The organism is Rhizobium binxianense, from assembly GCF_028994275.1.
In the GTDB taxonomy this organism is placed as follows: domain Bacteria; phylum Pseudomonadota; class Alphaproteobacteria; order Rhizobiales; family Rhizobiaceae; genus Rhizobium; species Rhizobium binxianense.
On the sequence record NZ_CP118713.1, the window covers coordinates 4,126,990 to 4,153,488 of the forward strand.

The following is a 26,499-nucleotide window of genomic DNA, read 5'->3' on the forward strand; positions in this document are numbered from 1 at the left end:
AAAAGGAGCGGATGTTGAATCGCATTGACTGGACAGGAACGCAGCCGCCGAAGGCCACGGAGAAGGGCATCTGGGGGTGGATGTTCTTCGATTGGGCAGCGCAGCCCTTCTTTACCGTGGTCACCACCTTCATCTTCGGGCCCTATTTCGTTTCCCGCCTGACCGATGACCCGGTGTCCGCGCAGGCGACGTGGAGCAACATGGCGACGATCTCCTCGGTGATCATCGCCCTGCTGTCACCCGTTCTCGGCTCGATTGCCGACCAGTCCGGCGCCCGCAAACCCTGGATCGGTTTCTTCGCGATCATCAAGATCGCCAGCCTTTTCGGCTTGTGGTTCGCCGCGCCCGGTTCGCCTGTACTCTATCCCGTTATTTTCATGATCCTCGCCTCGATCTCGGCCGAGTTTTCGATCGTCTTCAACGATTCGATGATGCCTCGCCTGGTCGCCAAACACGAGGTCGGCAAGCTCTCCAACACCGCCTGGGGGCTCGGTTATCTCGGCGGCATAATCGTGCTCATTGCCGTCGTGACGCTTTTGGCGGCGAGCCCTGAGACCGGCAAGACCATCCTCGGCCTCGATCCGCTTTTCGGTCTCGATCCGAAGACCGGCCAGGATGCCCGCATCACCGGGCCGATCTCGGCCGTCTGGTATCTGATTTTCATCCTGCCGATGTTTTTCTTCACGCCGGATGTCGGCAGAGGTCTTCCCTTCATCACCGCCGTCCGCTCCGGCCTGCGGGAACTCAAAAACACGCTTGCCGAACTGAAGGAACGCCGCGGCATCCTGAGATTTCTCATCGCCCGGATGATCTATCAGGATGGCGTCAACGGCCTGCTGATCCTTGGCGGCGTCTTCGCTGCCGGCATGTTCGGCTGGGCGACGATCGAGATCGGCATCTACGGCATCATCCTGAACGTCGTCGCAATCTTCGGCTGCCTGATCGCCGGCCGCATCGACAAGGGCGTCGGTTCGAAGGTGACCGTCGTCATCAGCCTCACCATGCTGCTTCTCGCCACCATCGGCATCATCTCGACGGGGCCGGGTTACACCCTGTTCGGACTGATACCGCTGCCGACGGCGGATTCCGGCGGCCTCTTCGGCACCGCAGCGGAGAAGGCCTATATTCTCTATGGTCTGCTGATCGGGTTCGCTTTCGGGCCGGTGCAGGCCTCGTCGCGCTCCTATCTCGCCCGCAGCGTCAGCCCGGAGGAAGCCGGCCGCTATTTCGGCATCTATGCGCTTTCGGGGCGCGCCACGAGTTTCATGGCGACGCTGCTCTTCTCGCTGATGACCTATATCAGCGGATCGCCGCGGCTCGGAATGGCGACGCTGATCCTGTTCCTTGCCGGCGGGCTGGTGCTGTTGATCCGCACGCCCTATCCGGCCGATCGGGCATAACAACCGGCCCCTCGAGGCCGGTCGGCCATACCCTCAGTGGCGGAAATGACGCATGCCGGTGAACACCATCGCGATGCCGTGTTCGTTGGCGGCATCGATGACTTCCTGGTCGCGCATCGAGCCGCCCGGCTGGATGACCGCCGTCGCCCCTGCCGCGATCATCGACAGAAGACCGTCGGCAAAAGGCAGGAAGGCTTCGGAGGCGACTGCCGAGCCATGCGTCATCGGCACGGCAAGGCCGAGCGCCTTGGCCGCCTCTTCGGCCTTCAGCGCGGCGATGCGGGCGGAATCGACCCGGCTCATCTGGCCGGCGCCGATACCGGCCGTCTGGCCGTCCTTGGCATAGACCACGGCATTCGATTTCACATGTTTGCCGACCTTGAAGGCGAACTTCATATCATCAAGCTCCTGCGCCGTCGGCGCGCGCTTGGTGACGACCTTCAGTTCCAGATCCTCGACCATCCCATTGTCGCGGCTCTGGACCAGCAGGCCGCCGGAAACGGTTTTCGCTGTCAAACCTGCGACACGCGGATCGGGCAGGCCGCCGGCTGACAGCAGCCGCAGGTTCGGCTTGCGGGCGACGATCGCCTTCGCTTCGTCGGTCACATCTGGCGCGATGATCACTTCGGTGAAAAGCTTGACGATTTCCTCGGCCGTTTCGGCATCGAGCGTCCGGTTGAGCGCGATGATGCCGCCAAAGGCGGAAACGGAATCGCAGGCGAGCGCGCGGCGATAGGCCTCGACCAGGCTCGCTCCGGTGGCGACGCCGCAGGGATTGGCATGCTTGATGATCGCGCAGGCCGGCGCCTTCTCAGGCAGGAACTCGGCGACGAGTTCGTAGGCGGCGTCCGTGTCGTTGATGTTGTTGTAGGAGAGCTGCTTGCCCTGGAGAAGAGCGGCTGTCGAAACACCCGGACGCTTCTCGCCGGTCACGTAGAAGGCGGCCTTCTGATGCGGGTTTTCGCCGTAACGCATCTCTTCCTTGAGCGCGCCGCCGATAACTCGGTGGCGCGGCGTGTCGATCGACAGCGCCTCGGCGAACCAGTTGGAGATCATTGCATCATAGGCGGCGGTGCGAGCATAGGCCTTGGCGGCCATACGCTGACGGAAGGCATAGGCAGTCTTGCCGCCATCTGCGGAAAGCTGCTCCAGCAGCTCGGCATAATCGGCCGGATCGGTCAGGGTCGTCACATAGGCATGGTTCTTGGCCGATGCGCGGATCATCGCCGGACCGCCGATATCGATATTTTCGACGGTAGTGGGATAATCGCCGCCGGCGGCGCGCACTTCTTCGAAGGGGTAAAGATTGATGACGGCGAGGTCGATGCCCTCGATGCCGTGTGTTTTCATCGCATCCTGGTGTTCGTCGTCGTCACGGATCGCCAGCAGGCCGCCATGCACCATCGGGTGCAACGTCTTGACGCGCCCGTCCATGATCTCGGGAAAGCCGGTGATTTCGGAGACATCGGTGACGGCAAGGCCGGCCGCGGCAATCGCCTTGTAGGTACCGCCGGTCGACAGCAGCCGCACACCTCTGGCAGACAAAGCCTGGGCGAGCTCAACGATCCCGGTCTTGTCGAAGACGGAGAGGAGCGCGGTCTTGATTTCGACCTTGTCGGGGGCGGGGATCTTCTTGGAAATGACGGCCATGAAACCTTCTCCGTTCGGGCTTCGGGAGACATCCGCGAGGGACGTTCGCATGCTGGCGTCGCGTTAGCACAGCTTTGCCGCCGCGCAAACAGGCGTCAGCAAAGGATCTAACCTTTGCGGGATAGGAACCAGCGGATTTCCGTCTTCTCGGCAAGATCGAAGTCGATCTCGATCTGATCCGAGCCGCAAATGCCGGAGCTGTCGGCAAAGAAGATATCCTCGGCGATCAGCACTTCATTGCCGGGTGCCGAGAACTGCCAGCTTTCGCCATCCGGCGCCGTCAGCAGCACGGATTCACTGTCGCTCTGATGCAGGACGATCGCGGGATGGATATGAAAGCGGGCGACAGCCTTCAGAGGTTCATCATGCTCATAGCCTTCCCGGACGACGAGCCGGTCGCGGCCTGTCACGATCGAGCCTGCGGCATTGAGTGTCAATTCACGCTCGTGCAGCACCCCGAACGCCCTGATATAACCGTCATGACTGAGCTTGATGCCGTCGCGCCCATCCTCCGTTTCAGCCCGTTCGACGGTGACTGTCTTGACCGGTTCGGTGATCGCGTGATTGAGGAACGGCGAAGGCGAAAAACGGCTGGACGAGGTGTCGTTGAGGATGACGGTCGAATGCGCCGCCGTCGTGCGCGCCATCTGGACATAACGGTTCCCGGCAAATTTCGGCGAGCCGGAATTGACGATGAAGCGGTGGCGGCCGGACGACATCTCGAAGGAGAGGCTGCCGGCATGCACGGTCCGCAGTGCGCCGCCCGAAGGCGGCGTGCCGGCATCGGCAATGATCACCGTTTTTCCACCGGAAAGCCGCTGATAGCGCGAATGCGGCAAAGCCTTGAACGGCTGACCGGCGGTTTCGTCATAACGCAGCACGGAGATCAGCTCGTTTGCCAGCGTCGAGGTCGCCCCGTTGAACAGCGCCAGATCCCCGTCCTGGTGGCGAAAGAATCGCAATGCCGGATATATACGGTCGATGCCGGAGATCAGTTTCTGCGGCAGGTCATGGCCGAGATTGACATAGGTTTGCCTGAGCGGCAGCAGATCGAGCAGCAATTCCAGGCCGACTCGCGGATTGCGCGATATGTGGCCGCCATCCGGCAGAATCTGGCTATCGAATTCGCGGTCGAGCGCCTGCGCAGCCCGTCTGAGGGTGGAGGCGCGCGTCGGCATGGCGACCGAGGCCATGGCGAGCGCGATGCGCAGCCGAAACAGCTCCAGGCCGCCAAGGGTATAGGGCGCCATGCGGTGCAGGAACCTCACCTGGAACGCCAGCGACTTCATGAAGCGGCGATAGAAGCTGCGGTCGGCATTCTGCAGGACGACGGGCGAATGCGACAACCAGGCTATGACACGCTGGGCGGTGACGTCGATCTCCCAGGCAATCCCCTCCATGCGGCCGGCATGAATGGAAAGCCAGCTGTCGACGATCGCACGGGCGGCGGCCGAACTGCGCTCCGTCTTGTTCGCCCGCATGTGCCGCAGCCAGCCGAAGCTGTGAAGGCGGGTGGCGAAGGGGCGCGAAGGCAGGGTGAAGGTGAAGGGCGACTTTCCACCCGTTTCCAGCATGCGTCCGGCCAACAGAAACCGCCCGTTGAGAATTTCGTCGGCCACATGCGTATCGATGCTGCGCAGATCGGTCGGCGCGACGATCAGACGCTCGGGGACCTTAATCGAATGGCGAGAGAGCTTCAGGCGCAGCAACGCGACGCGGCGCAAGGCGCGCCGCCAAGCCTCCCGAACATACATGCTCGCAAAACGCCGACCGGACTGCATATTCTATTGTCTATTGACCCTCGTGGTTAAGAATAGGTGAAAAGTGGCCGATTTCATCGCCCGCAATGAATTAATTCGTGACAAGGTTCGAATATACGCAAATTAATGCGCTTCCCCGGAGATCACGCCGCGATTTTAGAAGAACAACATGCATGACACGAGGCCTGTGAAGCGCCTCGTGGGCTCACACGCCGCGAGTGCTGAAGTCTGCAGTCAGGCCACGCGCCGCAGCACGGCGGCATAGAAGCCGTCGAGGCCGGAGGCAATGCCATCGGCCGTCTTCAACATGGTGGGAAGCGTGCGGAATTCGCCGAGCGGCGTGATCGCCACTTCGAGGCCGGGCCAGTCGCCGGCGCCGATCGGAACGCGCTCGACGGTATGAGTATCGGCGAGGACACGGGCGACGACCTCTTCGCCTTCGGCGGGATCGAGCGAGCAATTCGAAAAAACCAGCGTTCCATCAGGCTTCAGCAATGTCAGCGCATGGCGCAGCAACCGTTCCTGCAGTGCCGCCAGCCGGGCGATATCCTCAGCGCCCTTGGTCCACAGCACGTCGGGATGCCGGCGTGTCGTGCCGGTGGAAGAGCAGGGGGCATCGAGCAGGATCGCATCGAAACGCTCTGCCGGCGCGAATGTCGTCAGATCTGCTGCAATTGTCTCGGCTTTCAGGCCGAGCCGATCGAGATTGGAACGCAGCCGTCTTAGCCGGCTTTCCGACTGGTCGAGCGCGGTGACTACACCGCCGGCAAGGATGAGCTGCGCCGTCTTGCCGCCGGGGGCGGCGCACAGATCGGCGGTGCGTTTGCCCGAGAGGTCGCCGAAAAGCTTCGCCGGGATGCTGGCTGCCGCATCCTGCACCCACCATGCGCCCTCGTCGAAGCCTTCGAGCGAAGGGATGCCGCCGTCGAAGGCAGCAAGCCGAACGCCGCCCGTCGGCAGGGCAACGCCGTTCAGCCGCTTCGCCCAGCCTTCGGGGTCGGACTTGACGGTCAGATCGATCGCCGCCGGCTCAAGCTGGGATTCGGAAATCGCCAGCGCCGCGTCCCGGCCATAGGCCTTTTCCAGCCTGGCGATGAACCAGGCCGGCATCGGCGCGACCTTGCCGATCTCGTCGAGCACCTGCTGCTTCTCGCGGCCGAGCCGGCGAAGAATGGCATTGACCAGCTTGGCGAAACGCCGATTGCGCGGATCCTGATTGGCCTGCTCGACGGCAAGATCGACGGCCGAATGATCGGGCACGTCGAGATAGAGGATCTGCGCCGCACCGATTGCGAGCACATGGTGCAGCGCCCGTGCCCCTTCCGGCAGCGGCGATTCCAGCAGCGCTGTAATCGCGGCATCGATACGCGGCAGATGGCGCAGCGTCGTGTTCAGGATGGCGCGGACCAGCGCCCGGTCGCTTTCGCCGAGCGCTCGGTAGGCGGGGTTGCCGTGTTCATGGTCGAGAGCGCCATCGAGCGGCAGTTTGCGATCGACGACGGCAGCAAGAATTTTTGCCGCCGCGGCGCGCGCCTGCATGCCGGGTTTTGCCGGCGCGGATCGCTCGGTCGAGGGCTTGTGTTTGCGGAATGGTTTCTTCGTGCCGTCTGAATTCAAGACCATGGACCTTTTGGCGGTTGTGAACCACCGCGACCAAGGCCCGTATCCGGAACAGAGCGCGATTTGCGCGACGGATTAGCAGGCCGAACCGGCGGCGTCGAGACGTTCATGCCGCCCTGCGCCATGTCCTGCAGCGCCGCGATGCGGTTTTCCGTGTCCGGATGGGTGGAAAACAGATTGTCCATGCGCTCGCCGGAGAGCGGGTTGATGATGAACATATGCGCCGTCGCCGGGTTGCGCTCGGCATCCTCGTTCGGCACGTGGGCGGCACCGCGGGCGATCTTGCCGAGTGCCGAAGCCAGCCACAGCGGATTGCCGCAGATTTCGGCGCCACGGCGGTCGGCCGAATATTCGCGCGTCCGGCTGATCGCCATCTGCACCAGCATGGCGGCCAGCGGCGCCACGATCATCGCGACGAGGACTCCGACGAAGCCGAGCGGGTTGTTATTGTTTTCACGGTTGCCGCCGAAGAAGAAAGCGAAGTTGCCGAGCATCGAGATCGCGCCGGCAAGGGTTGCCGTGATCGTCATCGTCAGCGTGTCGCGGTTCTGGATGTGGGCGAGCTCATGCGCCATCACGCCTGCGACTTCCTCGGGAGACAGGGCACTGAGCAGGCCGGTCGAGGCGGCGACGGCAGCATTGTCGGGATTGCGGCCAGTGGCAAAGGCATTCGGCTGCGGGCTGTCGTAGAGATAGACCTTCGGCATCGGCAGGCCGGCGTTGCGGGCGAGATCGCGGACGATCGCAAAGAATTCCGGCGCGTTGCGCTCATCGACCTCCTGGGCGCGATAGGTCGAAAGCACCATGCGGTCGGAATTCCAGTAGGAGAAGAAATTCATCCCGGCGGCAATGACGAAGGCGATCATCATGCCGGCCCGACCGCCGATCAGAAAGCCGACAAACATGAAAAGCGCCGTCATGAAGGCAAGCAACATGGCAGTGCGAACGAGGTTCATTGTGAATCTCCATCTCCAATTTCGCCGTCACAAGCTTTCAATCGCGGCATCGGCGCATTATGATTTGGTTATTCACCAGCCATTTTCAATATTTCCGGCAGGAGAAGCCCATGCAGGAAGCCGATAACGACAATAGCGAAACCCCGACGGCCGAGAGATCGGAGCCGCCGCGCAAGGTACTGTCTCCGGCTGCGCAGCGCGCCCTTGCCGAAGCCGAGGAGCGGCGCAAGAACCAGAAGCCGCTGGAGCTGCCGCCGGAGACCGGCGGCCGCGGTGGAGCCGAGCCGGCGCGCTTCGGCGATTATGAGATCAACGGCCGGGCAATCGATTTCTAAGTGGAGCGAAAACAGGCCTCCGGCCTTCGTCCGGGTATGACAAGACCGCCAGCCACACAATACGTGAAAGTGAGCCGCTCCGGGAACAAAACCGGAGCGGCTTCTCTATCAGGCCGTCGTCTTGTTCTGCCGATTGGCGATCAGATCGTCGACCACGGCCGGATCGGCAAGCGTCGAGGTATCGCCGAGAGCACCGAAATCGTCTTCGGCAATCTTGCGCAGGATACGGCGCATGATCTTGCCGGATCGGGTCTTCGGCAGGCCGGGTGCAAACTGGATCTTGTCGGGGGCGGCGATCGGGCCGATTTCGGCACGCACATGTTTCACCAGTTCCTGGCGAAGCGTGTCCGATCCGTCATGACCGGCCATCAGCGTCACGTAGCAATAGATGCCCTGGCCCTTGATCGCATGCGGATAACCGACAACCGCGGCTTCCGAAACCAGATTGTGCGAGACCAGCGCCGATTCCACCTCCGCCGTACCGAGCCGGTGGCCGGAAACGTTGAGCACGTCGTCGACACGGCCGGTGATCCAGTAATAGCCGTCCGCATCGCGCCGGCAGCCGTCGCCGGTGAAATACTTGCCCTTGTAGGTGGAGAAATAGGTCTGGATGAAGCGCTCGTGATCGCCGTAGACCGTGCGCATCTGGCCCGGCCAGCTGTCGGTAATGCAGAGATTGCCGTCGGCAGGGCCTTCCAGCACCTTGCCCTCATTGTCGACCAGCTGCGGTTTGACGCCGAAGAACGGCACCGTCGCCGAGCCGGGTTTCAGATCGGTGGCGCCCGGCAGCGGCGTGATCATGTGGCCGCCGGTTTCCGTCTGCCACCAGGTATCGATGACGGGGCAGCGCTTGTCGCCGACGACATTGTAATACCATTCCCAGGCTTCCGGGTTGATCGGCTCGCCGACGGTGCCGAGCAGGCGCAGCGAGGAGCGCGAGGAGCGGGTGACGAAGTCGTCGCCGGCACCCATCAGCGAGCGGATCGCCGTCGGCGCCGTATAAAAGATGTTGACCTTGTGTTTGTCGATGACTTCCCAGAAACGGCCCTGGTCGGGGAAATTCGGCACGCCCTCGAACATCAGCGTCGTCGCGCAATTGGCGAGAGGCCCGTAGACGATATAGGAGTGGCCGGTGACCCAGCCGACATCGGCCGTGCACCAATAGATATCGCCGTCATGATAGTCGAACACATATTCATGCGTCATCGCCGCATAGACGAGATAACCGCCCGTCGTGTGCAGCACGCCCTTCGGCTTGCCGGTCGAGCCCGACGTATAAAGAATGAAGAGCGGATCTTCCGCCTTCATCTTCACCGGCGGGCATTCCGCCTTCACGGTGGCGATTTCCTGGTGATGCCAGAGATCGCGGCCGGGCGCCCAGCCGGTCTTGCCACCGGTGCGGCGAACGACCAAAACCTTCTCCACGATCACGTGCTGACGTGCCGCGATGTGAATTGCCGTATCGGTGTTGTCCTTCAGCGGCACCGGCTTGCCGCCGCGCACGCCTTCGTCGCAGGTGATGACGAAGGTGGATTCACAGTCGACGATGCGCCCCGCCAGAGCCTCCGGCGAGAAGCCACCGAAGACGATCGAATGCACCGCGCCGATGCGGGCGCAGGCAAGCATCGCATAGGCCGCTTCCGGGATCATCGGCATGTAGATCGTGACACGATCGCCCTTCTTGACGCCGTGTTTCTTCAACACATTCGCCATCCGGCAGACATGCTCGTAGAGCTCGTTATAGGTGACCTTCTTGTCGATATAGGGATTGTCGCCTTCCCAGATGATCGCCACCTGGTCGCCGTTGGTTTTCAGATGACGGTCGATGCAATTGTAAGAGACGTTGGTCTGACCGTCCTCGAACCATTTGATCGAGACCTTGCCGGTAAAGGAGGTGTTCTTGACCTTGGTATAGGGCTTGAACCAGTCGATCCGCTTACCGTGTTTACCCCAGAACTTGTCCGGGTTCTCGACGCTTTCCTCGTACCATTTCAGGTACTTATCCTTATCGATCAGGGCGCGCGCCTTCACCGGTTTCGTGACCGGATAGATCTTCTCCGACATGCAACTCCTCCTCATGGGACATGCGACGGGCCACCGGCAAAACGGGCCCGGACTTGAAATCACGGCAATTCATAGCAGTTCGCATCGCCACGGCAATTAGACGAAGGTCATTTCATTTCGGAAGAATTGCAATTCTGCGACAGTGCGGTTATATAGCGGCATATTTCCCGGACATTGTGGTGACAATCCACGGACCGCGACCGGCGCGGACGATAGAAGGACTATATCCATGGCTCAAACACTGCTCATGCCGAAGGCGACAGCCATCTGGCTCGTCGACAACACGGCACTGTCTTTCGATCAGATCGCGCAGTTCTGCAAACTGCATCCGCTCGAAGTCAAGGCGATCGCCGACGGCGAAGCGGCGCAGGGCATCAAGGGCCTCGACCCGATCTCGACAGGCCAACTTTCCCGCGACGAGATTGCCCGCGCCGAAGCCAATCCGAACCACAAGCTGAAGCTTTCCGAACCGAAGGTGCGCGTACCGGAATCCAAGCGCCGCGGCCCGCGTTATACGCCGGTTTCCAAGCGTCAGGACCGCCCGAACGCCATTCTCTGGCTCGTCCGCAACCACCCTGAGCTGAAGGACGCGCAGATTTCCCGCCTCGTCGGCACCACGAAATCGACCATCGAGCAGATCCGCGAGCGCACCCACTGGAACTCCGCCAACCTGGCGCCGATGGATCCGGTAACGCTTGGCCTTTGCAGCCAGATCGATCTCGACATGGAAGTGGAAAAGGCTGCCAAGGGCCGTCCGCTGCCGACCGCCGCCGAGCTTGGCGCGACGCTGCAATCGGCTCAGGAAACCGAGCGCCTGACCCCGAGCTACGAGCGCGAGGAGGAAAAGGAAAAGGAAATCGACGCCGACGCCGTCTTCCGCAAGCTGAGCTCGCTGCGCTCCGCGCCGAAGGACGAGGACGACGATCAGTACTGAGATATTGAGTATCTCACGAAAAACCCCGCCGGTATGAGCTGACCGGCGGGGTTTTTTGTTGCGGATTGGCTGTTTCAGAGCATGTCGCGCAAAAGTGTGCAGCGGTTTTGCGATAACGACATGCGTCAAACCAAGACTTCAAGCGCGGGGAGCGAATCTGAAAGATCGCGACGCGCTTTAGCTGCGGAACAGGGTCAGGATGTTCTGCGCCGAACTATTGGCGATCGAGAGCGACTGGACGGCAAGCTGCTGCTGCGTCTGCAACGCCGAGAGCTTGCTTGATTCCTCTTCCATATCAGCGTCGATCAGGCGGCCGACGCCGGAGTCGATCGAATCGCGAAGACCGCTGACGAAATTTTCCTGCAGCTGGATGCGGGTCGAGATCGAGCCGAGGGCCGAGCCGGCGGCGGTCATGGCGCCGAGAACCAGTTCGACACCCGTCAAGGCTCCATCGAGCTGGCCCTGGGTGAAACCGGTAATGTCAAGATCATAGATCGACGCCATGACGATCACGGTGCCGCCATAGGTTCCGTTGAAGGCCGTGCCGATGATGCCGCTTGACGTCTCGATCGCACCGGTACTCGTCATGCCGAAGAGCACGTTTCCAAGCGTTCCTGCATCGAGCACGTAGTCCGTCATCTTGACCGAGACGGCATTGCTGCCATCGCGGACGAAGGAGGAAACGACGCTCTTCGTACCGGAAGCGCCGGCGACCCAGTTTTCACCGGAGAAAGACGCCGACTGGGCGATGCTGAGCAGCTGCTCCTGCAGCTGGTCGAGCTCCTGCTGGATCTTCGTCTTGTCGACCCCTTTTTCGGTGGCGGCGACGATCTTGGCCTTGATGTCGCTGACGATATCGAGCGCGCTTGACATGGCCGAATAGGCGGTATCGACCTTGGCCGCGCCAAGCCCGAGCGCGTCGGAAACGGCCGAAAGAGCCTTGTTGTCCGAACGCATGGTGGTGGCGATCGACCAGTAGGCGGCGTTGTCGGACGCCTTTTCCACCCGATAACCCGAGGAAACGCGACCCTGAGTGTCCTTGAGGCTATCATTTACGCCGCGCAAAGTCTGCAGCGCTGCCATGGCAGCGTTGTTGGTAAGGATGCTTGTCATGATCCGTTCCACACTCTTGGAGAAAGGGCATTCCGGACTCCAGCGCCGTGCGTCTTCAGACGCGCAAAGGGCGCTGTAGCACTTCAACTGCCGTATAATTTTCCTTAGATCGATCCCGATTTAAGGAATTATGCAGTAGGCCGGTAACGGCGAGCGCGTCATGCAAAGCCTGCTATGCAAGCCATCGCCGTTAACAAATGCTTGCATCGATATAGTTAACAATTCCTCAATTAGCCTTAGCGAAAGTTTAATTTCACATCGGCAGGGAGCCCAGACCGCGCCGGCGCAACGCCTCGGCGATTTCCTCCAAAATCGTTGGATCATCAATGGTTGCGGGCATTTTCCAGGGCATGCCGTCGGCGATCTTCTGCATCGTGCCGCGCAGGATTTTTCCGGAGCGTGTCTTCGGCAACCGGTTAACGATGATGGCCGTCTTGAAGGCGGCGACAGGCCCGATCGATTCGCGAATCATCGTCACGACCTCTGATTCGATTGCTGTCGTGTCACGCGATACATTCCGCTTCAGCACCAGGAAACCGCACGGCGCCTGGCCCTTCAGCGCATCGATCACACCGATGACCGCGCATTCGGCGACGTCGGGATGGCGGGCGCAGACCTCCTCCATCGCCCCGGTCGAGAGGCGATGACCGGCGCAATTGATGATGTCGTCGGTACGCGACATGATGAAGAGATAACCGTCCTCGTCGACATAGCCGGCGTCGGCCGTCTTGTAGTAACCCGGAAACTCGTCGAGATAGGCCGATCGGAAACGGTCGTCGGCGTTCCAGAGGGTCGGCAGGCAGCCGGGCGGCAAGGGCAATTTCACGACGATATTGCCGAGCGTTCCCGCCTCGATCGGATGGCCGGCATCGTCGAGCACCCCGATCTCATAGCCTGGCATCGGCAGCGCCGGCGAACCATGCTTGACGGGAAGGGCGCCGAGGCCGAGCGGATTGGCGGCGATCGGCCAGCCGGTCTCCGTCTGCCACCAGTGATCGATGACGGGTATGGCGAGCATGCGCTCCGCCCATTTCAGCGTCTCCGGGTCCGCCCTCTCGCCGGCAAGAAACAGCCCCCGCAAATCCGGCATCGGATACTGACGCATCAGTTCCCCGTCGCCATCGTCCCGGCGGATGGCGCGGAATGCCGTCGGCGCCGTGAAGAGCACCCGCACATGATGCTCCGAAACGACCCGCCAGAAGGCGCCCGCATCCGGTGTGCCCACCGGTTTTCCTTCGAAGATCACGGTGGTTACGCCTGAAATCAGCGGGGCATAGACGATATAGGAATGTCCGACGACCCAGCCGATATCCGAAGCCGTCCAGAAAACCTCGCCCGGCTTCAAGCCGTAGATATTGCGCATCGACCAGTTGAGCGCGACCAAATGGCCGCCATTGTCGCGCACGACTCCCTTCGGCTGGCCCGTGGTGCCGGAGGTATAGAGGATGTAGAGCGGATCGGTCGCCTTGACGGAGACGCAGGTGACCTCGGCGCCGCGATGCCGCGCCACCGCGGCCTCGAAATCCTCATCGCGTCCGTCAATGAGATCTGCCGGAAGCTCCGGCCGCTGCAACACAAGACAGCGCCCCGGCTTCGAACGCGCGATCTCGATCGCCTGGTCGACCAGAGGCTTGTAGGCGACGATGCGGCCGGGCTCGAGCCCGCAGCTTGCGGTGATCACCAGCTTCGCACTGCAATCGTCGATGCGGGCGGCAAGTTCGCTCGCGGCAAAGCCTCCGAAGACGACGGAGTGAACCGCACCGATGCGGGCGCAGGCGAGCATCGAAAACACCGCCTGCGGGACCATCGGCATATAGAGGATCACGCGATCGCCTCTGCCGATGCCGAGGTTGACCAGTGTCGCGGCGATGGCCTTTACCTCGTCAAGCACCTCGCCATAGCTGAAACGGCGTTTGTCACCGGTCATCGCGCTGTCGAAAATAACAGCTGTCTCGCCGCCGCGTCCGGCGATGACATGCCGGTCCAGACAATTGTGGCAGGTGTTGGTTTCCGCCCCTTCGAACCAGCGGCCATAGACCCCGGCATCCGGCGAAAAAACCCGCTCCGGCGGTTTGAACCAGTCGATCTCGGCGGCTGCTTCGCGCCAGAAGGCTTCGGGATCGCGTTTCCAGGCCGCGTAGACCTGATGATAGCCGTTCTGCATCTGCTCCTCCCCAGGATATGCAAGTGTTAATCTAGGCAGAGGGGAGGGGAACAGGAAGCCCGACCAAAGCAGCGTATTAGCGTGCGCCGAAAATAGCCGATCCGACCCGCACGCTGGTGGCGCCAAAGGCGATCGCCGTCTCGTAATCGCCCGACATGCCCATCGAAAGTTTTTCGACGCCGCATTTGAGCGCGAGCCTGGCCAGCAGGGCGAAATGCGGCCCGGGATTTTCCTCCGCCGGCGGAATGCACATCAAACCTTCGATAGAAAGGCCAAGCTCGTCGCGGCAGAGAGAGACGAAGGCTGGCGTGTCGTCAGGAGCGATGCCGGCCTTCTGCGGCTCGAGCCCGGTATTGACCTGGATGTAGAGCCGCGTCTTTTTGCCTTGCCGCTTCATCTCCTCAGCAAGCGCGCGGGCGATCTTTTCCCGGTCCACCGTCTCGATGACATCGAAAAGCGCTACCGCGTCGGCCGCCTTGTTCGATTGCAGCGGTCCGATCAGATGCAATTCGATATCCTGCTGCTCGGCTTTCAGCGCCGGCCACTTGCCCTGGCTCTCCTGCACCCGGTTCTCGCCGAAAACGCGCTGGCCGGCTTCGATGGCTGGACGGATCGCTTCCGCCTCGAAGGTTTTCGACACCGCGACGAGCCGAACGGAACCGGCTGGACGACCCGCCTGGCGTTCCCCGGCGGCAATCCGCGTCCGCACGTCGTTCAAGCGCTGTTGAAGTTCCATCGTTCTGCCTCGACATTTCCGCATGAGAGTGATGGCAATGAACTAGCCAGCCATTCTGTGCTTGCCAAGACCCGCTACCGCGAAATCGCCCGGCCAGAATCAAGATCGGGCGCTTGCAGCGCCTGCAAAACTTGACGCTACGGTGGTTTCATGGTGAAGGTCTCGACCAACCTCCCCTGATTTTCCGGAATATCGAATACAATGGCCACCGAACGTTATAATCCGCGCGATGCCGAGCCCCGCTGGCAGCAGAAATGGAATGAAGACAAGGTCTTCGAGACCGACAATGCCGATCCGCGCGAAAAATATTACGTCCTCGAAATGTTCCCCTATCCATCGGGGCGCATCCATATGGGCCATGTTCGCAATTACGCCATGGGCGATGTCGTCGCCCGCTACAAACGCGCCCGCGGCTACAACGTGCTGCATCCGATGGGCTGGGACGCCTTCGGCATGCCGGCGGAGAACGCCGCCATGGAACGCGGCGTGCATCCTGCCTCCTGGACCTATCAGAACATCGGCTCGATGAAGGCGCAGCTGAAGGCCATGGGGCTTTCGCTGGACTGGAGCCGCGAATTCGCCACCTGCGACGTCGAATATTACCAGCACCAGCAGCATCTGTTCCTGGATTTCCTCGAGAAAGGGCTGGTCTACCGCAAGCAGTCGAAGGTCAACTGGGACCCGGTCGACAATACCGTGCTCGCCAACGAGCAGGTGATCGACGGTCGCGGCTGGCGCTCCGGCGCGCTGGTCGAACAGCGTGAACTGACGCAATGGTTCTTCAAGATCACCGATTTCAGCCAGGATCTGCTCGACGCGCTGGATACGCTCGACCAGTGGCCGGAAAAAGTGCGGCTGATGCAGAAGAACTGGATCGGCCGCTCGGAAGGCCTGACCATCCGCTGGGAGATCGTGCCGGAAACGGCGCCTGCCGGCGAGAGTGAAATCACCGTCTATACGACCCGCCCGGACACGCTGTTCGGCGCCTCCTTCCTGGCGATCTCAGCCGATCATCCGCTGGCGAAGGATGCCGCCGCGAAAGATCCGGCGATCGAAGCCTTCTGCGAGGAGTGCCGCCGTGCCGGCACCTCGCTCGCAGCGCTCGAAACCGCTGAAAAGAAGGGCATGGACACAGGCATCCGCGTCAGGCATCCGCTTGATCCCTGCTGGGAACTGCCTGTCTATATCGCCAATTTCGTTCTGATGGATTACGGCACGGGCGCGATCTTCGGCTGCCCTTCGGGCGACCAGCGCGACCTTGATTTTGCCCGCAAATATGGACTGCCTATTGTGGCCGTCGTCATGCCGAGAGATGGGGATGCTGCAAGCTTCTCCATCGCCGATACAGCCTATGATGGTGATGGCGTGATGATCAATTCACGCTTCCTCGACGGCAAGACGACGGAAGAGGCCTTCAATATCGTTGCCGACCGGCTGTCGGCCACTTCGCTCGGCAATGCGCCGCAGGGTGAGCGCAAGGTCAATTTCCGTCTGCGCGACTGGGGCATTTCCCGGCAGCGTTATTGGGGCTGCCCGATCCCGGTCATCCATTGCGATGATTGCGGCGTTGTGCCGGTGCCGAAGAAAGACCTGCCGGTCAAGCTGCCCGACGACGTCACCTTCGACCAACCCGGCAATCCGCTTGATCGGCATCCGACCTGGCGTCACGTCTCCTGCCCGACCTGCGGCAAGGATGCGCGCCGCGAGACGGATACGATGGACACCTTCGTCGATTCGAGCTGGTATTTCACCCGCTTCACTGCCCCCTGGGAAGGAAAGCCGACCGATCCCGAGGCGGCAAACCGTTGGCTGCCGGTCGATCAGTATATCGGCGGCATCGAGCACGCGATCCTGCACCTGCTCTATTCCCGCTTCTTCACCCGCGCCATGCGCGAGACCGGCCATGTCGCTGCCACGGAACCCTTCAAGGGTCTCTTCACCCAGGGCATGGTGGTCCATGAAACCTACAGCCGCGGCACCGGAGCTAGCCGCGAATGGGTGGCGCCGGCCGATATCCGCATCGATGAGCTCGACGGCAAACGTCGGGCCTTCCTGCTGACGAGCAATGAAGAAGTTGCGATCGGCTCGATCGAGAAAATGTCGAAGTCAAAAAAGAACGTCGTCGATCCCGATGATATCATTGCCTCCTACGGCGCCGATACCGCCCGTTTCTTCGTTCTGTCCGACTCCCCGCCGGAGCGCGACGTCATCTGGTCCGAGGCCGGCGTCGAAGGTGCCCATCGTTTCACCCAGCGTCTGTGGCGGTTGATTTCCGAAGCCGCAGAGGCGCTCTCCGCCGTCGCCCCGAGGCCGGCAACCGAGGGGGAAGCGCTGTCGATCTCGCAGGCTGCCCACAAGACCCTGAAGGCCGTCGAGAACGATTATGACAAGCTCTGGTTCAACAAGGCCGTCGCCCGAATCTATGAACTGGTGAATGCGCTGGCCGCGCCGATGACCAGGGTTGCGGCCGGCGAGGGTGATGTCGCCTATCGCGCGGCGGTGCGCGATGCCGCCGAGATCCTGATCCAACTGGTCGCGCCGATGACGCCGCATCTGGCTGAGGAATGCTGGACGGCACTCGGCAATGAAGGGCTGCTTGCCCGGACCGGCTGGCCGCGATACGACGAAACGCTCGTCACCGAAAATGATGTCGTCCTGCCCGTACAGATCAACGGCAGGAAGCGCGCTGAATTGACAATTTCTCGCGATGCAGATCAGAATGCCGTCACCGACGCCGTGCTGGAACTGGATACGGTGAAGAACGCGCTGAACGGACAGGCACCGAAGAAGATCATCGTGGTTCCCCAAAGGATTGTGAACATTGTCGTCTGATATCACCCGCAATGCCGGCGTCGCCATGATCCTTGCCGCCGCGGCTTTTCTCTCTGCCTGCCAGGTCCGGCCGCTTTACTCCGAGAACTCAGGTGTGGTTGAGAAACTGTCTTCGGTCGGCTTTTCCGAGGCAGGCAGCCGGGTCGAGCAGCAGGTTCGAAATCGCCTGATCTTCCTGGCGTCACGTGGTGCCGGCGAAGCGGTAAACCCGCAATACCAGGTCGAACTACACGCCACAGCGGCGGTTGCCGATACGCTGCTCGCCGAATCCTCCGACACGTCGAAAGCCGGTCGTGTGACCGTCACCGTCACCTACACGCTGCGTGCGACGACCGACAATCATGTCATCAAGGCGGGCAGCCGCGCGACCACGGCGCTGGTGGATTTCCCGGACCAGGAATTCGCCAAGCAGCGGGCAATCCGTGATGCCCAGAACCGCGCGGCGGATCAGGTGGCGGAATTTGTGGGAGCCGATATCGCCGCTGCGCTTAGCCGCTGAGGGCTGAGATGTGGCGGAGATAAAATCCCACGAATTTGAGACCTTCCTGCAGAAATCAGCCGGGAATTATCGGATCTTCGTCATTTACGGGCCAGATCGCGGCCTCGTTTCCGAACGTGCTGGTCAGCTTGCCGGCAAGACCGGTGTCGCGCTTGATGATCCCTTCTCGCTGACCAAACTCGATATCGGCGACCTGCAGAAGGATCCCGGACGATTGGTCGACGAGGTTCAATCTATCGGATTGTTCGGTGGCGAGAAACTGATCTGGATCCGCGGCGCCGCCAATGAGAAATATCTAGTCGATCCCTTGGCGCTGCTCGCCGAAAAACCACTTGAAGCCGCCCATCTGATCGTGGAAGCCGGAGACTTGAAGAAGGGCTCCCTGCTTCGCAAGACAGCCGAGACGGCGCGATCGATCATGATGATCCCGTCTTACGCCGATGACAGCCGCGCCCTGAATGCCTTGATCGACATGGAACTTGGCGCAGAAAAGCTCGGCATCACGCCGGCTGCGCGCCAGGCGCTGATCGCATTGATCGGCGGCGACCGTATCGCTTCCCGCAACGAGGTGCGTAAACTTGCCCTCTATTGTCGCGGCTTCCCCACGATCGAAGAACATCACGTTACCGAAATAATCGGCGATGCGAGCGCGATCTCGGTAGACGATGCCGTCGATGCCATCCTGAGTGGCGATCTCAACGCCTTTCTGCACGCCATGCAGAAGATCACCAGCTCGAAAACCGCGATCTTTCTGGTGCTGCAGGCCTGCCTCAAGCAGTTTCAGCTTCTCGACACCATGCGCGCCGAAATGGAAGAAAAACGCCTGCAGGCGCCTCAGGTCATGCAGACGCTGGGTCGTCATCTGCATTTCCGCCGCAAGCCGATCATAGAACAGGCCCTACGGCATTGGACCGCGGAGAGCATCGCTCGTGAATCCAGTCGTCTGCAGGCCGCGATTCTGCAAAGCCGGCGGCGGCAGGTTCTTGAAGACAGCGTTGCGATGCAGACGCTTCTCTCCACCACCCTTCAATCCGTTCGCAAATCCGCCTAGCGACCGGGAGTGCGGGGCCGCCTAAATCAGCTCGACGGCGGCCCGCTCTATGCGTGTCGCTCGGAGTGGGCAGGGTTCTAGAATAAAGACATGCGTGGAAAAAACCGCCTCGCATGAAGTTTGATGCGACGCGCTTTGACTACCGCCTCTCAAGCAAGCGGCAGATTTCCTCGAGCTGCTCAAGCGACTTGTAGGAAATTTTAATCTGGCCACCGCTGGTCTTGTGATTGATCGAGACATCAAGGCCGAGCGCATCGGAAAGCGTTCGCTCCAAGGCCAGCGTGTCGGAATCCTTCTGATCTCGCCGCAACGCCGGCTGCTGCGGCTCCGATTGCGCCTTGATATTGTTTTGCGCCAGCTTTTCCGCGTCACGGACCGACATGCCCTTGGCGACGATCGTGCGGGCAAGGCTTGCCGGGTCGGGGGTAGAAACCAGCGCGCGGGCATGACCAGCCGACAGGCTGCCGGCGGCAAGCATGTCGCGCACGGGATCGGGCAGTTTCAACAGGCGCAGGGAGTTGGCGACATGGCTGCGGCTTTTGCCGATGATTTCGCCGAGATCATTCTGGGTATAGCCATACTCGGCAATAAGCTGCTCATAACCCAGGGCTTCTTCAAGCGCATTGAGATCCGCTCGTTGTACGTTTTCGACAATGGCGATCTCCAACGCCGTCTTGTCGTCGACATCCCGGATAATCACCGGGATCTCAATCAACCCGGCCAGCTGGGCTGCTCGCCAACGGCGTTCGCCGGCAATGATTTCGTATCGGTCCCGGTCCATCGTTCGCACGACGATCGGCTGCACGATCCCGTGCTGGCGAATAGAACTTGCAAGATCATGCAGTTCAGCGTCATCAAAAAAACGACGGGGATTGCGGGGATTGCGGCTGACAAACTCGATCGGGATCATTCTGTCGGCACTGACAGTCCGCTCAGCTTCCACCGGGACAGGCTGATCCATTTCCCCAATCAGCGCTGCAAGGCCACGGCCCAATCGCCTCTTCGATACGTCGTCATTCATGATCTACACTCACCTACGCTCCTGATATGATATTAGGCGGCCAGCCTTTGACGTTCCCTTTGGATGACCTCGGAGGCCAGCTGCAGATAGGCCTGACTGCCCGCGCATTTCAGATCATAAAGAATAGCCGGCTTGCCGTAGGAGGGCGCCTCGGAAACCCGGACATTGCGCGGAATTAACGTGTGATAAACCTTTTCGCCGAGATGCGTGCGAACATCATTGACCACTTGCTGGGCAAGATTGTTGCGCGCATCGAACATCGTCAGGACGATCCCTTGAATATCCAGGCGCGGATTAACCGTCCGACGAACCTGGCTGACGGTCTCAAGCAACTGGCTCAACCCCTCCAGCGCGAAGAATTCACACTGCAGCGGCACTAGCACGGAATGCGCTGCCGCCATGGCATTCATCGTCAGCAGATTGAACGACGGCGGGCAATCCAGAAGAATATAGGAAAACGCCATTGCCTCGGGCGACGACAGCGCCTTGCGCAATTTGAACACCCGGTCGCTCTGCTGCGAAATCTCCATCTCGATACCAAGCAGATCCATCGTCGAAGGAACAATGAAAAGGTTCGGCACTGCTGTTTCGAGGGTGACGTCAGTGATGCTACGCTCCCCCACCATAAGGTCATAGGAGGAGAGTTTCCGGTCGCGGCGATCGATGCCGAGGCCGGTGCTGGCATTACCCTGCGGATCGAGATCGACGATCAAGACACGCTCACCGATAGCGGCAAGGGCCGTTGCCAGATTGATCGCGGTGGTGGTTTTACCAACGCCGCCCTTCTGATTTGCGATGGTGATTATTCGGTGTCGTTCGCCAGCCATTGCAGCAATATCCGATCTGTTAAACCAAGCGCCGGAGATTTGATATTTCCAAAATAACAGATTCCCGCTCGACGGCGCTCTTATGTTCTAACAGATCGAATTCCCACCGACCACGTGCTTTGTCGATTTCCCTCAGGTAATCCCGGCCTTTATGAAAAAAGCCACGACAATTGTCATTGCCTAGCATCCAGGGGGCCGAATATCCGATCAGTCCGTCGAGATCGGCGAGAGCTCGGGCGGAAATTGCGCCGCAATCGCGGATTTCGACAGCCGCATCCTCGATTCGGATAGGATGCACGCTCCCGCGCGCATCCGTCTCCCGCAGCGCCGTCCGCAGAAACGCTGCTTTTTTGTGGTTGCTCTCGACCAGGTGGACCCACCCGTCCCGCAATTCAGCCAAGTAGATCGCGGTAATCACCCCGGGGAAACCGCCGCCGCTTCCAAGATCGACCCAAGTGGTCGGTTGCGGATGGATCTGAAAAATCTGGCTGCTATCGGCGATATGCCGATGCCATAGATCATCAAGCGTCGACGGCGCCACCAGATTGATGGTTTTAGCCCACTTCTGAAAGAGCGTTGCGAAGTGCTGGAGCCGTTCCTGTGTTTCACGTGAAACACGCAAGCCGTTTAATTCCATTCTGAAAGACTCTCAATCTGGTAATCAGGCAGTCTGACGTGTCGAAGAATGCAGTCGACGCAGGTGCACAAGCAGCAACGCGATGGCTGCCGGCGTCATACCCTCGACAATGGCAGCCTGGGCAATGTTGAAAGGCCGCACTGCATTCAGCTTCAGCTTGAGTTCGTTCGACAGGCCGGCGAGGGCGCCGTAGTCAAAATCGGCGGGGATCTGCCGTTCCTCGTCGCGCTGCTGATCGGCAATGGCGGATGCCTGCCTATCCAGGTATACTGAATAACCCGCTTCGATTTCCAATGCTTCCGCAATCTTTGGTGCGATTCCGGCAAGGGCCTCCGGCCAGACATGCCGAAGCGCGGCAAAATCATAATTTGGATAAGATAGAAGATCATACGCCGTTCGGCGCTGGCCATCCAGATTGATATTCAAGCCGGCGCGTCGCGCCTCGTTCGGCGTCACCGCCAGCGATTGCAGCAGTGATCGGCCGGCGCCGATATCCGTCTGATAGGCGGTAAATCGCCGCTGGCGCTCGCTGCTGACGCAGCCCAGCTGCATTGCCAACGGGGTCAGGCGCATATCGGCATTGTCAGCGCGAAGAGTCAGGCGGTACTCCGCCCGGGAGGTGAACATTCGATACGGTTCCGTAACGCCACGGGATGTCAGATCGTCGATCATCACGCCGATATAGGAGCTGGTTCGGCTAAAATGGAACGGCTCCGAATCGTTGCTTCGCAACGCAGCATTCAGTCCCGCCGCCAAGCCCTGCGCCGCTGCTTCCTCATAGCCAGTGGTGCCGTTGATCTGGCCGGCGAGGAAGAGACCTTTCAGCCGCTTGACCTCCAGCGACGGTGTCAGCTCTCGCGGATCGACATGGTCATATTCGATCGCATAACCCGGTTGGAGAATCCGAGCTTTTTCGAGACCGGGAATCGTCTTGATAAATTCGGCTTGGACCTCCGCCGGAAGAGAGGTCGAGATCCCGTTCGGATAGACGGTATCGTCATCGAGCCCTTCAGGTTCCAGAAAGACCTGATGTCCATCGCGTTCGCCGAACTTTACCAGCTTGTCTTCGATAGACGGGCAATAGCGCGGACCGACACCCTCGATCTGACCGGAATACATCGCCGATCGCATGATGTTGTCGACAATGACGCGGTGCGTTGCGTCAGTTGTCCTGGTGACCCCACACTCGATCTGCGGGGTGGTGATTGCGTCGGTCATAAACGAGAAGGGGATAAGGTCTGCATCAGCCCCCTGACGGCCCACCGCTTGCCAGTCGATCGTCTTTCCATCCAGCCGCGCCGGCGTTCCGGTTTTCAAACGCCCCAACTGCAGCCCGAGCCTGGCCAGGGTGGCGGACAATCCAATCGAAGGGGCTTCACCGACGCGGCCGGCCGGTGTTTTCTCCGAACCGATATGAATGAGCCCGCGCAAGAAGGTGCCGGTGGTCAAAACCACTGCGGGCGTCCTGAAGGTCCGGCCATCCTTCATGACAACGCCGGTGACCCGTCCATCGGCAATGTCCAGATCAAACGCGTCACCCTCGACGATATCTAGGCCGGGCGTCGCTTCGATCGCCGCCAGCATCGCCAGACGATAGAGTTTCCGATCGGCCTGCGTCCGTGGACCGCGGACTGCGGCGCCTTTCTTCTTGTTCAACATCCGGAATTGAATGCCTGCGGCGTCGGCAACGCGACCCATCAGACCATCCATGGCATCGATCTCACGCACCAGATGGCCTTTGCCGAGCCCGCCAATCGCCGGATTGCAGGACATCACGCCAATCGTATCCCGCCTATGGGTCACCAGAGCGGTTTTAGCACCGAGGCGCGCAGCCGCATTGGCAGCCTCCGAACCCGCATGGCCGCCACCGATGACGATCACATCGTAGACATTGTCGCTCATCTCAAACTCCATTCCAGCAGACGTTTCACGTGAAACCCGAGGGCTCAAGGTTTCACGTGAATCATTTGCCGATACAAAACTCCGAAAAGATCACCCCGAGCAGCTGCTCGACATCAACTCTTCCGGTAATCCTACCCAGATATTCCGCCGCGGTTCGCAGCTGTTCGGTCCGCAATTCAAGATCCACGCCTGTTTCTGAAATCGCCGCGTCCAGCGCCAATAAACATTTCGCTAGCGAATCCTTATGCCGTTGCCGGCTCGGGATCGCCATGGACAGGCCGCCGAAACGTTCGGCGACTAGAGTGCCGATCAACCGCCGCAACTCCGGCAGACCATCGCCCGTCGCCGTCGAGATCTGGAGGTCATATCGACCTGTGCCGACATCGATGAGATCCTTTTTCGTACCGACAGTAACATGCGGCAAGGCCTGGTCCAAGTCGTCGGGGATCAGGGGATTTGCCATGTCGACCAGCAACAGAACGAGATCGGCATCACGCAGCGCAACGCGGGCGCGGCGTACGCCTTCCATTTCGACCCTGTCTTCCGCCTCCCGAAGGCCCGCAGTGTCGTAGAGCTTGATCAGGTAACCGTCAATGTCGAGATCAACCTGCAGAACATCGCGCGTCGTTCCGGCGAGCTCCGTGACGATCGCCACGTCGCGGCGTGCCAGAGCGTTCAGCAGGCTGGATTTCCCCGCATTCGGCGCGCCGGCGATGACGACCTTGAAGCCATCCCTGATGACCTCGCCCGCCGACGCCGCAGCCAAGTGTTCTGTGATCTCGGTGTGAAGCTTTGCCATATTGGCCCAGACCATGTCCGACACCGAGCCGGGAACATCGTCCTCATCGGGAAAATCGAGTTCCGCTTCGATCAGCGCCCGGGCTCGCGTCAACCGTTCCGCCCACGAATCGTAAATGGCGGAAAGCCCGCCGGCGCTATGCTCGATCGCAAGGCGTCGCTGCATCTCGGTCTCGGCGCCGATCAGATCGGCCAAGCCTTCGACCTCGACGAGATCAAGCTTGCCATTTTCAAAAGCCCGGCGCGAGAACTCGCCCTCGACCGCCATCCGCACACCTGGAACCGCGCCAAGCGCGTGAAACAGCGCCGCCAGCACGGCTCGGCTGCCATGGATCTGCAGCTCGGCGACATCCTCGCCGGTAAAGGAATTCGGGGCCGGAAAAAACAGTACGAGGCCATTGTCGATCGGCTGGTTGTTACGAGTCCGAATCGTTCTGTAAGAAGCATGCCGGTCAACCGGCACCGATCCGACCAGCCTGGTCAACAGCTCCCGGGTCGCCGGGCCACTGATTCGAACGATCGAAACGCCCGAGGGCGGGGAACCACTCGAGAGCGCAAATATCGTATCAGTCAACATGGCCATATCGCTGGTCCGTCGGTTGGAATCCGAATTGATCCCTCTCAAATGGAAAAAGCTGGCGACATCGTGACGATGTCTCCAGCTCTGATCATTGCGTGCCGCCCCGGCAGTGGGCAGCAGTTCCGCACGACATGCGTAAAACAAGGAGCCAAAGCGCATCGCATCGATCGAGTCAACGCCAGGCGCTTAAGCTGAATCCGGCTAAGGATTACGTATTCATCGAGTCGAAGAAGTCGGAATTGTTCTTCGTCTGCTTGAGCTTGTCGATCAGGAATTCGATCGCATCCGTCGTGCCCATCGGCGCCAGGATACGGCGAAGCACGAAGATCTTCTGCAGATCCTGGCGTGGAACAAGGAGGTCCTCCTTGCGGGTGCCGGACTTCAGGATGTCCATCGCCGGGAAGATGCGCTTGTCGGCGACCTTGCGGTCGAGAACGATTTCCGAGTTGCCGGTACCCTTGAACTCTTCGAAGATGACTTCATCCATACGGCTGCCGGTATCGATCAGCGCCGTGGCGATGATGGTCAGTGAGCCGCCTTCTTCGATATTACGTGCCGCGCCGAAGAAGCGCTTCGGCCGCTGCAGGGCGTTGGCATCGACACCGCCGGTCAGGACCTTGCCGGAAGAGGGAACGACGGTGTTGTAGGCGCGGCCGAGGCGGGTGATCGAATCGAGCAGGATGACGACATCGCGCCCATGCTCGACCAGGCGCTTCGCCTTTTCGATGACCATTTCCGCCACCTGGACGTGGCGCACAGCCGGTTCGTCGAAGGTCGAGGAGATGACTTCGCCCCGGACGGAGCGCTGCATGTCGGTCACTTCCTCGGGGCGTTCGTCGATCAGCAGGACGATGAGGTAGCATTCCGGATGGTTTGCCGTGATCGAGTGCGCAATGTTCTGCAACAGCACGGTCTTACCGGTGCGGGGAGGCGCCACGATCAATCCGCGCTGGCCCTTGCCGAGCGGCGCCACCAGATCGATCACACGGGGCGACAGATCCTTGGAAGTGGGAATATCGAGTTCCATCTTGAAACGCTCGTTCGGATAGAGCGGCGTCAGATTGTCGAAGTGAACCTTGTGACGGATCTTTTCCGGATCGTCGAAATTGATGGTGTTGACCTTGAGCAGCGCGAAATAACGCTCGCCTTCCTTCGGTCCACGGATCGGTCCCTCGACCGTATCGCCGGTTTTCAGGGAGAAACGGCGAATCTGCGACGGCGAGATATAAATATCGTCGGGACCCGGCAGATAGTTTGCATTGGCGGAACGCAGGAAACCAAACCCGTCCTGCAGCACCTCGACGACACCTTCGCCGATAATTTCGACATCCTGGCTGGCGAGCATTTTGAGGATGGCAAACATCAGCTCCTGCTTGCGCATCGTGCTGGCATTCTCGACCTCGAGCGATTCGGCGAAAGCCAGAAGATCCGTCGGGGATTTGCTCTTAAGTTCCTGAAGCTTCATTTCAGCCATGAAGTGACCAATACTCTTTTCAATTTCAAAGGGGAAAGGCGATGTTGGGTCGTATTCGGTACTGCGAAGGGCTCGCAGACGACTGAACTCTACACACATGCCACGTAGATGAGATGCGCGGAAAATAGCGACTCGTGATCGCTGCC

The 26,499-nt window shown here is 60.5% G+C and carries 20 protein-coding genes; 6 read left to right on the forward strand and 14 right to left on the reverse strand.

Annotation, left to right across the window (positions count from 1 at the left end):
- Positions 1–11 precede the first annotated feature (11 nt).
- Positions 12–1,400 carry an MFS transporter gene (locus PO860_RS20165; protein ID WP_273884387.1) on the forward strand — a complete coding sequence of 463 codons (1,389 nt, stop codon included), beginning with the start codon at positions 12–14 and terminating at the stop codon, positions 1,398–1,400.
- Positions 1,401–1,433: 33 nt separating this feature from the next.
- Here the strand turns inward: PO860_RS20165 and purH are convergent, their stop codons facing one another.
- The 4 genes from purH to htpX form a co-directional block, all read right to left on the reverse strand.
- Entirely contained in the window at positions 1,434–3,050 is a 1,617-nt protein-coding gene (purH, locus tag PO860_RS20170; RefSeq protein WP_183608445.1) for a bifunctional phosphoribosylaminoimidazolecarboxamide formyltransferase/IMP cyclohydrolase, read from the reverse strand.
- 107 nt (positions 3,051–3,157) lie between these two features.
- The gene (locus PO860_RS20175; RefSeq protein ID WP_273884386.1) at positions 3,158–4,831 is read right to left on the reverse strand and encodes a heparinase II/III family protein; all 1,674 of its coding nucleotides are present in this window, start codon (positions 4,829–4,831) and stop codon (positions 3,158–3,160) included.
- Between the two features lie 213 nt (positions 4,832–5,044).
- Positions 5,045–6,433, reverse strand: a complete 1,389-nt coding sequence (locus tag PO860_RS20180; RefSeq protein WP_183608443.1) for an RsmB/NOP family class I SAM-dependent RNA methyltransferase — start codon at positions 6,431–6,433, stop codon at positions 5,045–5,047.
- Positions 6,424–7,386, reverse strand: a complete 963-nt coding sequence (gene htpX, locus PO860_RS20185) for a zinc metalloprotease HtpX (protein ID WP_273884385.1) — start codon at positions 7,384–7,386, stop codon at positions 6,424–6,426. The genes PO860_RS20180 and htpX overlap by 10 nt, the downstream gene beginning before the upstream one ends.
- A 110-nt stretch (positions 7,387–7,496) precedes the next feature.
- Between htpX and PO860_RS20190 the strand changes: the two genes are divergently transcribed.
- Positions 7,497–7,721, forward strand: a complete 225-nt coding sequence (locus tag PO860_RS20190; RefSeq protein ID WP_273884384.1) for a DUF1674 domain-containing protein — start codon at positions 7,497–7,499, stop codon at positions 7,719–7,721.
- Positions 7,722–7,829: 108 nt separating this feature from the next.
- On the opposite strand, the gene acs is transcribed toward PO860_RS20190, so the two are convergent.
- On the reverse strand, positions 7,830–9,785 hold the full coding sequence (gene acs, locus PO860_RS20195) for an acetate--CoA ligase (RefSeq protein WP_272783495.1): 1,956 nt from the start codon (positions 9,783–9,785) through the stop codon (positions 7,830–7,832).
- 229 nt (positions 9,786–10,014) lie between these two features.
- Here acs and PO860_RS20200 point away from each other — a divergent pair, with 229 nt between their 5' ends.
- Entirely contained in the window at positions 10,015–10,719 is a 705-nt protein-coding gene (locus PO860_RS20200) for a DUF1013 domain-containing protein (RefSeq protein WP_183608439.1), read from the forward strand.
- Positions 10,720–10,896: 177 nt separating this feature from the next.
- On the opposite strand, the gene PO860_RS20205 is transcribed toward PO860_RS20200, so the two are convergent.
- The 3 genes from PO860_RS20205 to PO860_RS20215 all read right to left on the reverse strand — a co-directional run bounded on the left by PO860_RS20205 (position 10,897) and on the right by PO860_RS20215 (position 14,732).
- Positions 10,897–11,832: a flagellin N-terminal helical domain-containing protein gene (locus PO860_RS20205; RefSeq protein WP_273881309.1), complete on the reverse strand. Its 936-nt coding sequence runs from the start codon at positions 11,830–11,832 to the stop codon at positions 10,897–10,899.
- 253 nt (positions 11,833–12,085) lie between these two features.
- Positions 12,086–13,996: a propionyl-CoA synthetase gene (locus PO860_RS20210; RefSeq protein ID WP_183608437.1), complete on the reverse strand. Its 1,911-nt coding sequence runs from the start codon at positions 13,994–13,996 to the stop codon at positions 12,086–12,088.
- Positions 13,997–14,072: 76 nt separating this feature from the next.
- A complete protein-coding gene (locus tag PO860_RS20215) occupies positions 14,073–14,732 on the reverse strand; it encodes a YggS family pyridoxal phosphate-dependent enzyme (RefSeq protein WP_272783492.1) in 660 nt (219 codons plus the stop codon).
- Positions 14,733–14,933: 201 nt separating this feature from the next.
- On the opposite strand from PO860_RS20215, the gene leuS reads away from it, so the two are divergent.
- From leuS to holA, 3 genes are read left to right on the forward strand one after another with little or no spacing between them, the layout of a single operon-like run.
- Positions 14,934–17,564 carry a leucine--tRNA ligase gene (leuS, locus tag PO860_RS20220; protein ID WP_273884383.1) on the forward strand — a complete coding sequence of 877 codons (2,631 nt, stop codon included), beginning with the start codon at positions 14,934–14,936 and terminating at the stop codon, positions 17,562–17,564.
- A complete protein-coding gene (gene lptE, locus PO860_RS20225; RefSeq protein WP_272783490.1) occupies positions 17,554–18,063 on the forward strand; it encodes an LPS assembly lipoprotein LptE in 510 nt (169 codons plus the stop codon). Before leuS ends, lptE begins: the two co-directional genes overlap by 11 nt.
- 10 nt (positions 18,064–18,073) lie before the next feature.
- Positions 18,074–19,114: a DNA polymerase III subunit delta gene (gene holA / locus PO860_RS20230; protein WP_272783489.1), complete on the forward strand. Its 1,041-nt coding sequence runs from the start codon at positions 18,074–18,076 to the stop codon at positions 19,112–19,114.
- 139 nt (positions 19,115–19,253) lie between these two features.
- Here holA and PO860_RS20235 read toward each other — a convergent pair whose 3' ends face one another.
- The 6 genes from PO860_RS20235 to rho form a co-directional block, all read right to left on the reverse strand.
- Positions 19,254–20,135: a ParB/RepB/Spo0J family partition protein gene (locus PO860_RS20235; protein ID WP_183608432.1), complete on the reverse strand. Its 882-nt coding sequence runs from the start codon at positions 20,133–20,135 to the stop codon at positions 19,254–19,256.
- Positions 20,136–20,167: 32 nt separating this feature from the next.
- On the reverse strand, positions 20,168–20,962 hold the full coding sequence (locus PO860_RS20240) for a ParA family protein (RefSeq protein WP_183608431.1): 795 nt from the start codon (positions 20,960–20,962) through the stop codon (positions 20,168–20,170).
- A 19-nt stretch (positions 20,963–20,981) separates the two neighbouring features.
- Entirely contained in the window at positions 20,982–21,599 is a 618-nt protein-coding gene (locus tag PO860_RS20245) for a 16S rRNA (guanine(527)-N(7))-methyltransferase RsmG (RefSeq protein WP_273884382.1), read from the reverse strand.
- Positions 21,600–21,623: 24 nt separating this feature from the next.
- The gene (gene mnmG / locus PO860_RS20250) at positions 21,624–23,501 is read right to left on the reverse strand and encodes a tRNA uridine-5-carboxymethylaminomethyl(34) synthesis enzyme MnmG (protein WP_275033085.1); all 1,878 of its coding nucleotides are present in this window, start codon (positions 23,499–23,501) and stop codon (positions 21,624–21,626) included.
- A gap of 61 nt (positions 23,502–23,562) precedes the next feature.
- Entirely contained in the window at positions 23,563–24,882 is a 1,320-nt protein-coding gene (mnmE, locus tag PO860_RS20255; protein WP_275038340.1) for a tRNA uridine-5-carboxymethylaminomethyl(34) synthesis GTPase MnmE, read from the reverse strand.
- A gap of 205 nt (positions 24,883–25,087) precedes the next feature.
- Positions 25,088–26,353 (reverse strand): transcription termination factor Rho, encoded by a 1,266-nt coding sequence (gene rho, locus PO860_RS20260; protein ID WP_003571435.1) that lies wholly within the window; start codon positions 26,351–26,353, stop codon positions 25,088–25,090.
- Positions 26,354–26,499: the final 146 nt, after the last annotated feature.

Coding starts and splice junctions, on each gene's coding strand:
- PO860_RS20245 (WP_273884382.1), bottom strand. CDS start 21,599: ATGGAATTAAACGGCTTGCGTGTTTCACGTGAAACACAGGAACGGCTC.
- PO860_RS20210 (WP_183608437.1), bottom strand. CDS start 13,996: ATGCAGAACGGCTATCATCAGGTCTACGCGGCCTGGAAACGCGATCCC.
- PO860_RS20175 (WP_273884386.1), bottom strand. CDS start 4,831: ATGCAGTCCGGTCGGCGTTTTGCGAGCATGTATGTTCGGGAGGCTTGG.
- acs (WP_272783495.1), bottom strand. CDS start 9,785: ATGTCGGAGAAGATCTATCCGGTCACGAAACCGGTGAAGGCGCGCGCC.
- PO860_RS20215 (WP_272783492.1), bottom strand. CDS start 14,732: ATGGAACTTCAACAGCGCTTGAACGACGTGCGGACGCGGATTGCCGCC.
- purH (WP_183608445.1), bottom strand. CDS start 3,050: ATGGCCGTCATTTCCAAGAAGATCCCCGCCCCCGACAAGGTCGAAATC.
- mnmG (WP_275033085.1), bottom strand. CDS start 23,501: ATGAGCGACAATGTCTACGATGTGATCGTCATCGGTGGCGGCCATGCG.
- PO860_RS20190 (WP_273884384.1), top strand. CDS start 7,497: ATGCAGGAAGCCGATAACGACAATAGCGAAACCCCGACGGCCGAGAGA.
- PO860_RS20235 (WP_183608432.1), bottom strand. CDS start 20,135: ATGAATGACGACGTATCGAAGAGGCGATTGGGCCGTGGCCTTGCAGCG.
- PO860_RS20165 (WP_273884387.1), top strand. CDS start 12: ATGTTGAATCGCATTGACTGGACAGGAACGCAGCCGCCGAAGGCCACG.
- PO860_RS20240 (WP_183608431.1), bottom strand. CDS start 20,962: ATGGCTGGCGAACGACACCGAATAATCACCATCGCAAATCAGAAGGGC.
- leuS (WP_273884383.1), top strand. CDS start 14,934: ATGGCCACCGAACGTTATAATCCGCGCGATGCCGAGCCCCGCTGGCAG.
- rho (WP_003571435.1), bottom strand. CDS start 26,353: ATGGCTGAAATGAAGCTTCAGGAACTTAAGAGCAAATCCCCGACGGAT.
- mnmE (WP_275038340.1), bottom strand. CDS start 24,882: ATGGCCATGTTGACTGATACGATATTTGCGCTCTCGAGTGGTTCCCCG.
- PO860_RS20180 (WP_183608443.1), bottom strand. CDS start 6,433: ATGGTCTTGAATTCAGACGGCACGAAGAAACCATTCCGCAAACACAAG.
- PO860_RS20200 (WP_183608439.1), top strand. CDS start 10,015: ATGGCTCAAACACTGCTCATGCCGAAGGCGACAGCCATCTGGCTCGTC.
- PO860_RS20205 (WP_273881309.1), bottom strand. CDS start 11,832: ATGACAAGCATCCTTACCAACAACGCTGCCATGGCAGCGCTGCAGACT.
- htpX (WP_273884385.1), bottom strand. CDS start 7,386: ATGAACCTCGTTCGCACTGCCATGTTGCTTGCCTTCATGACGGCGCTT.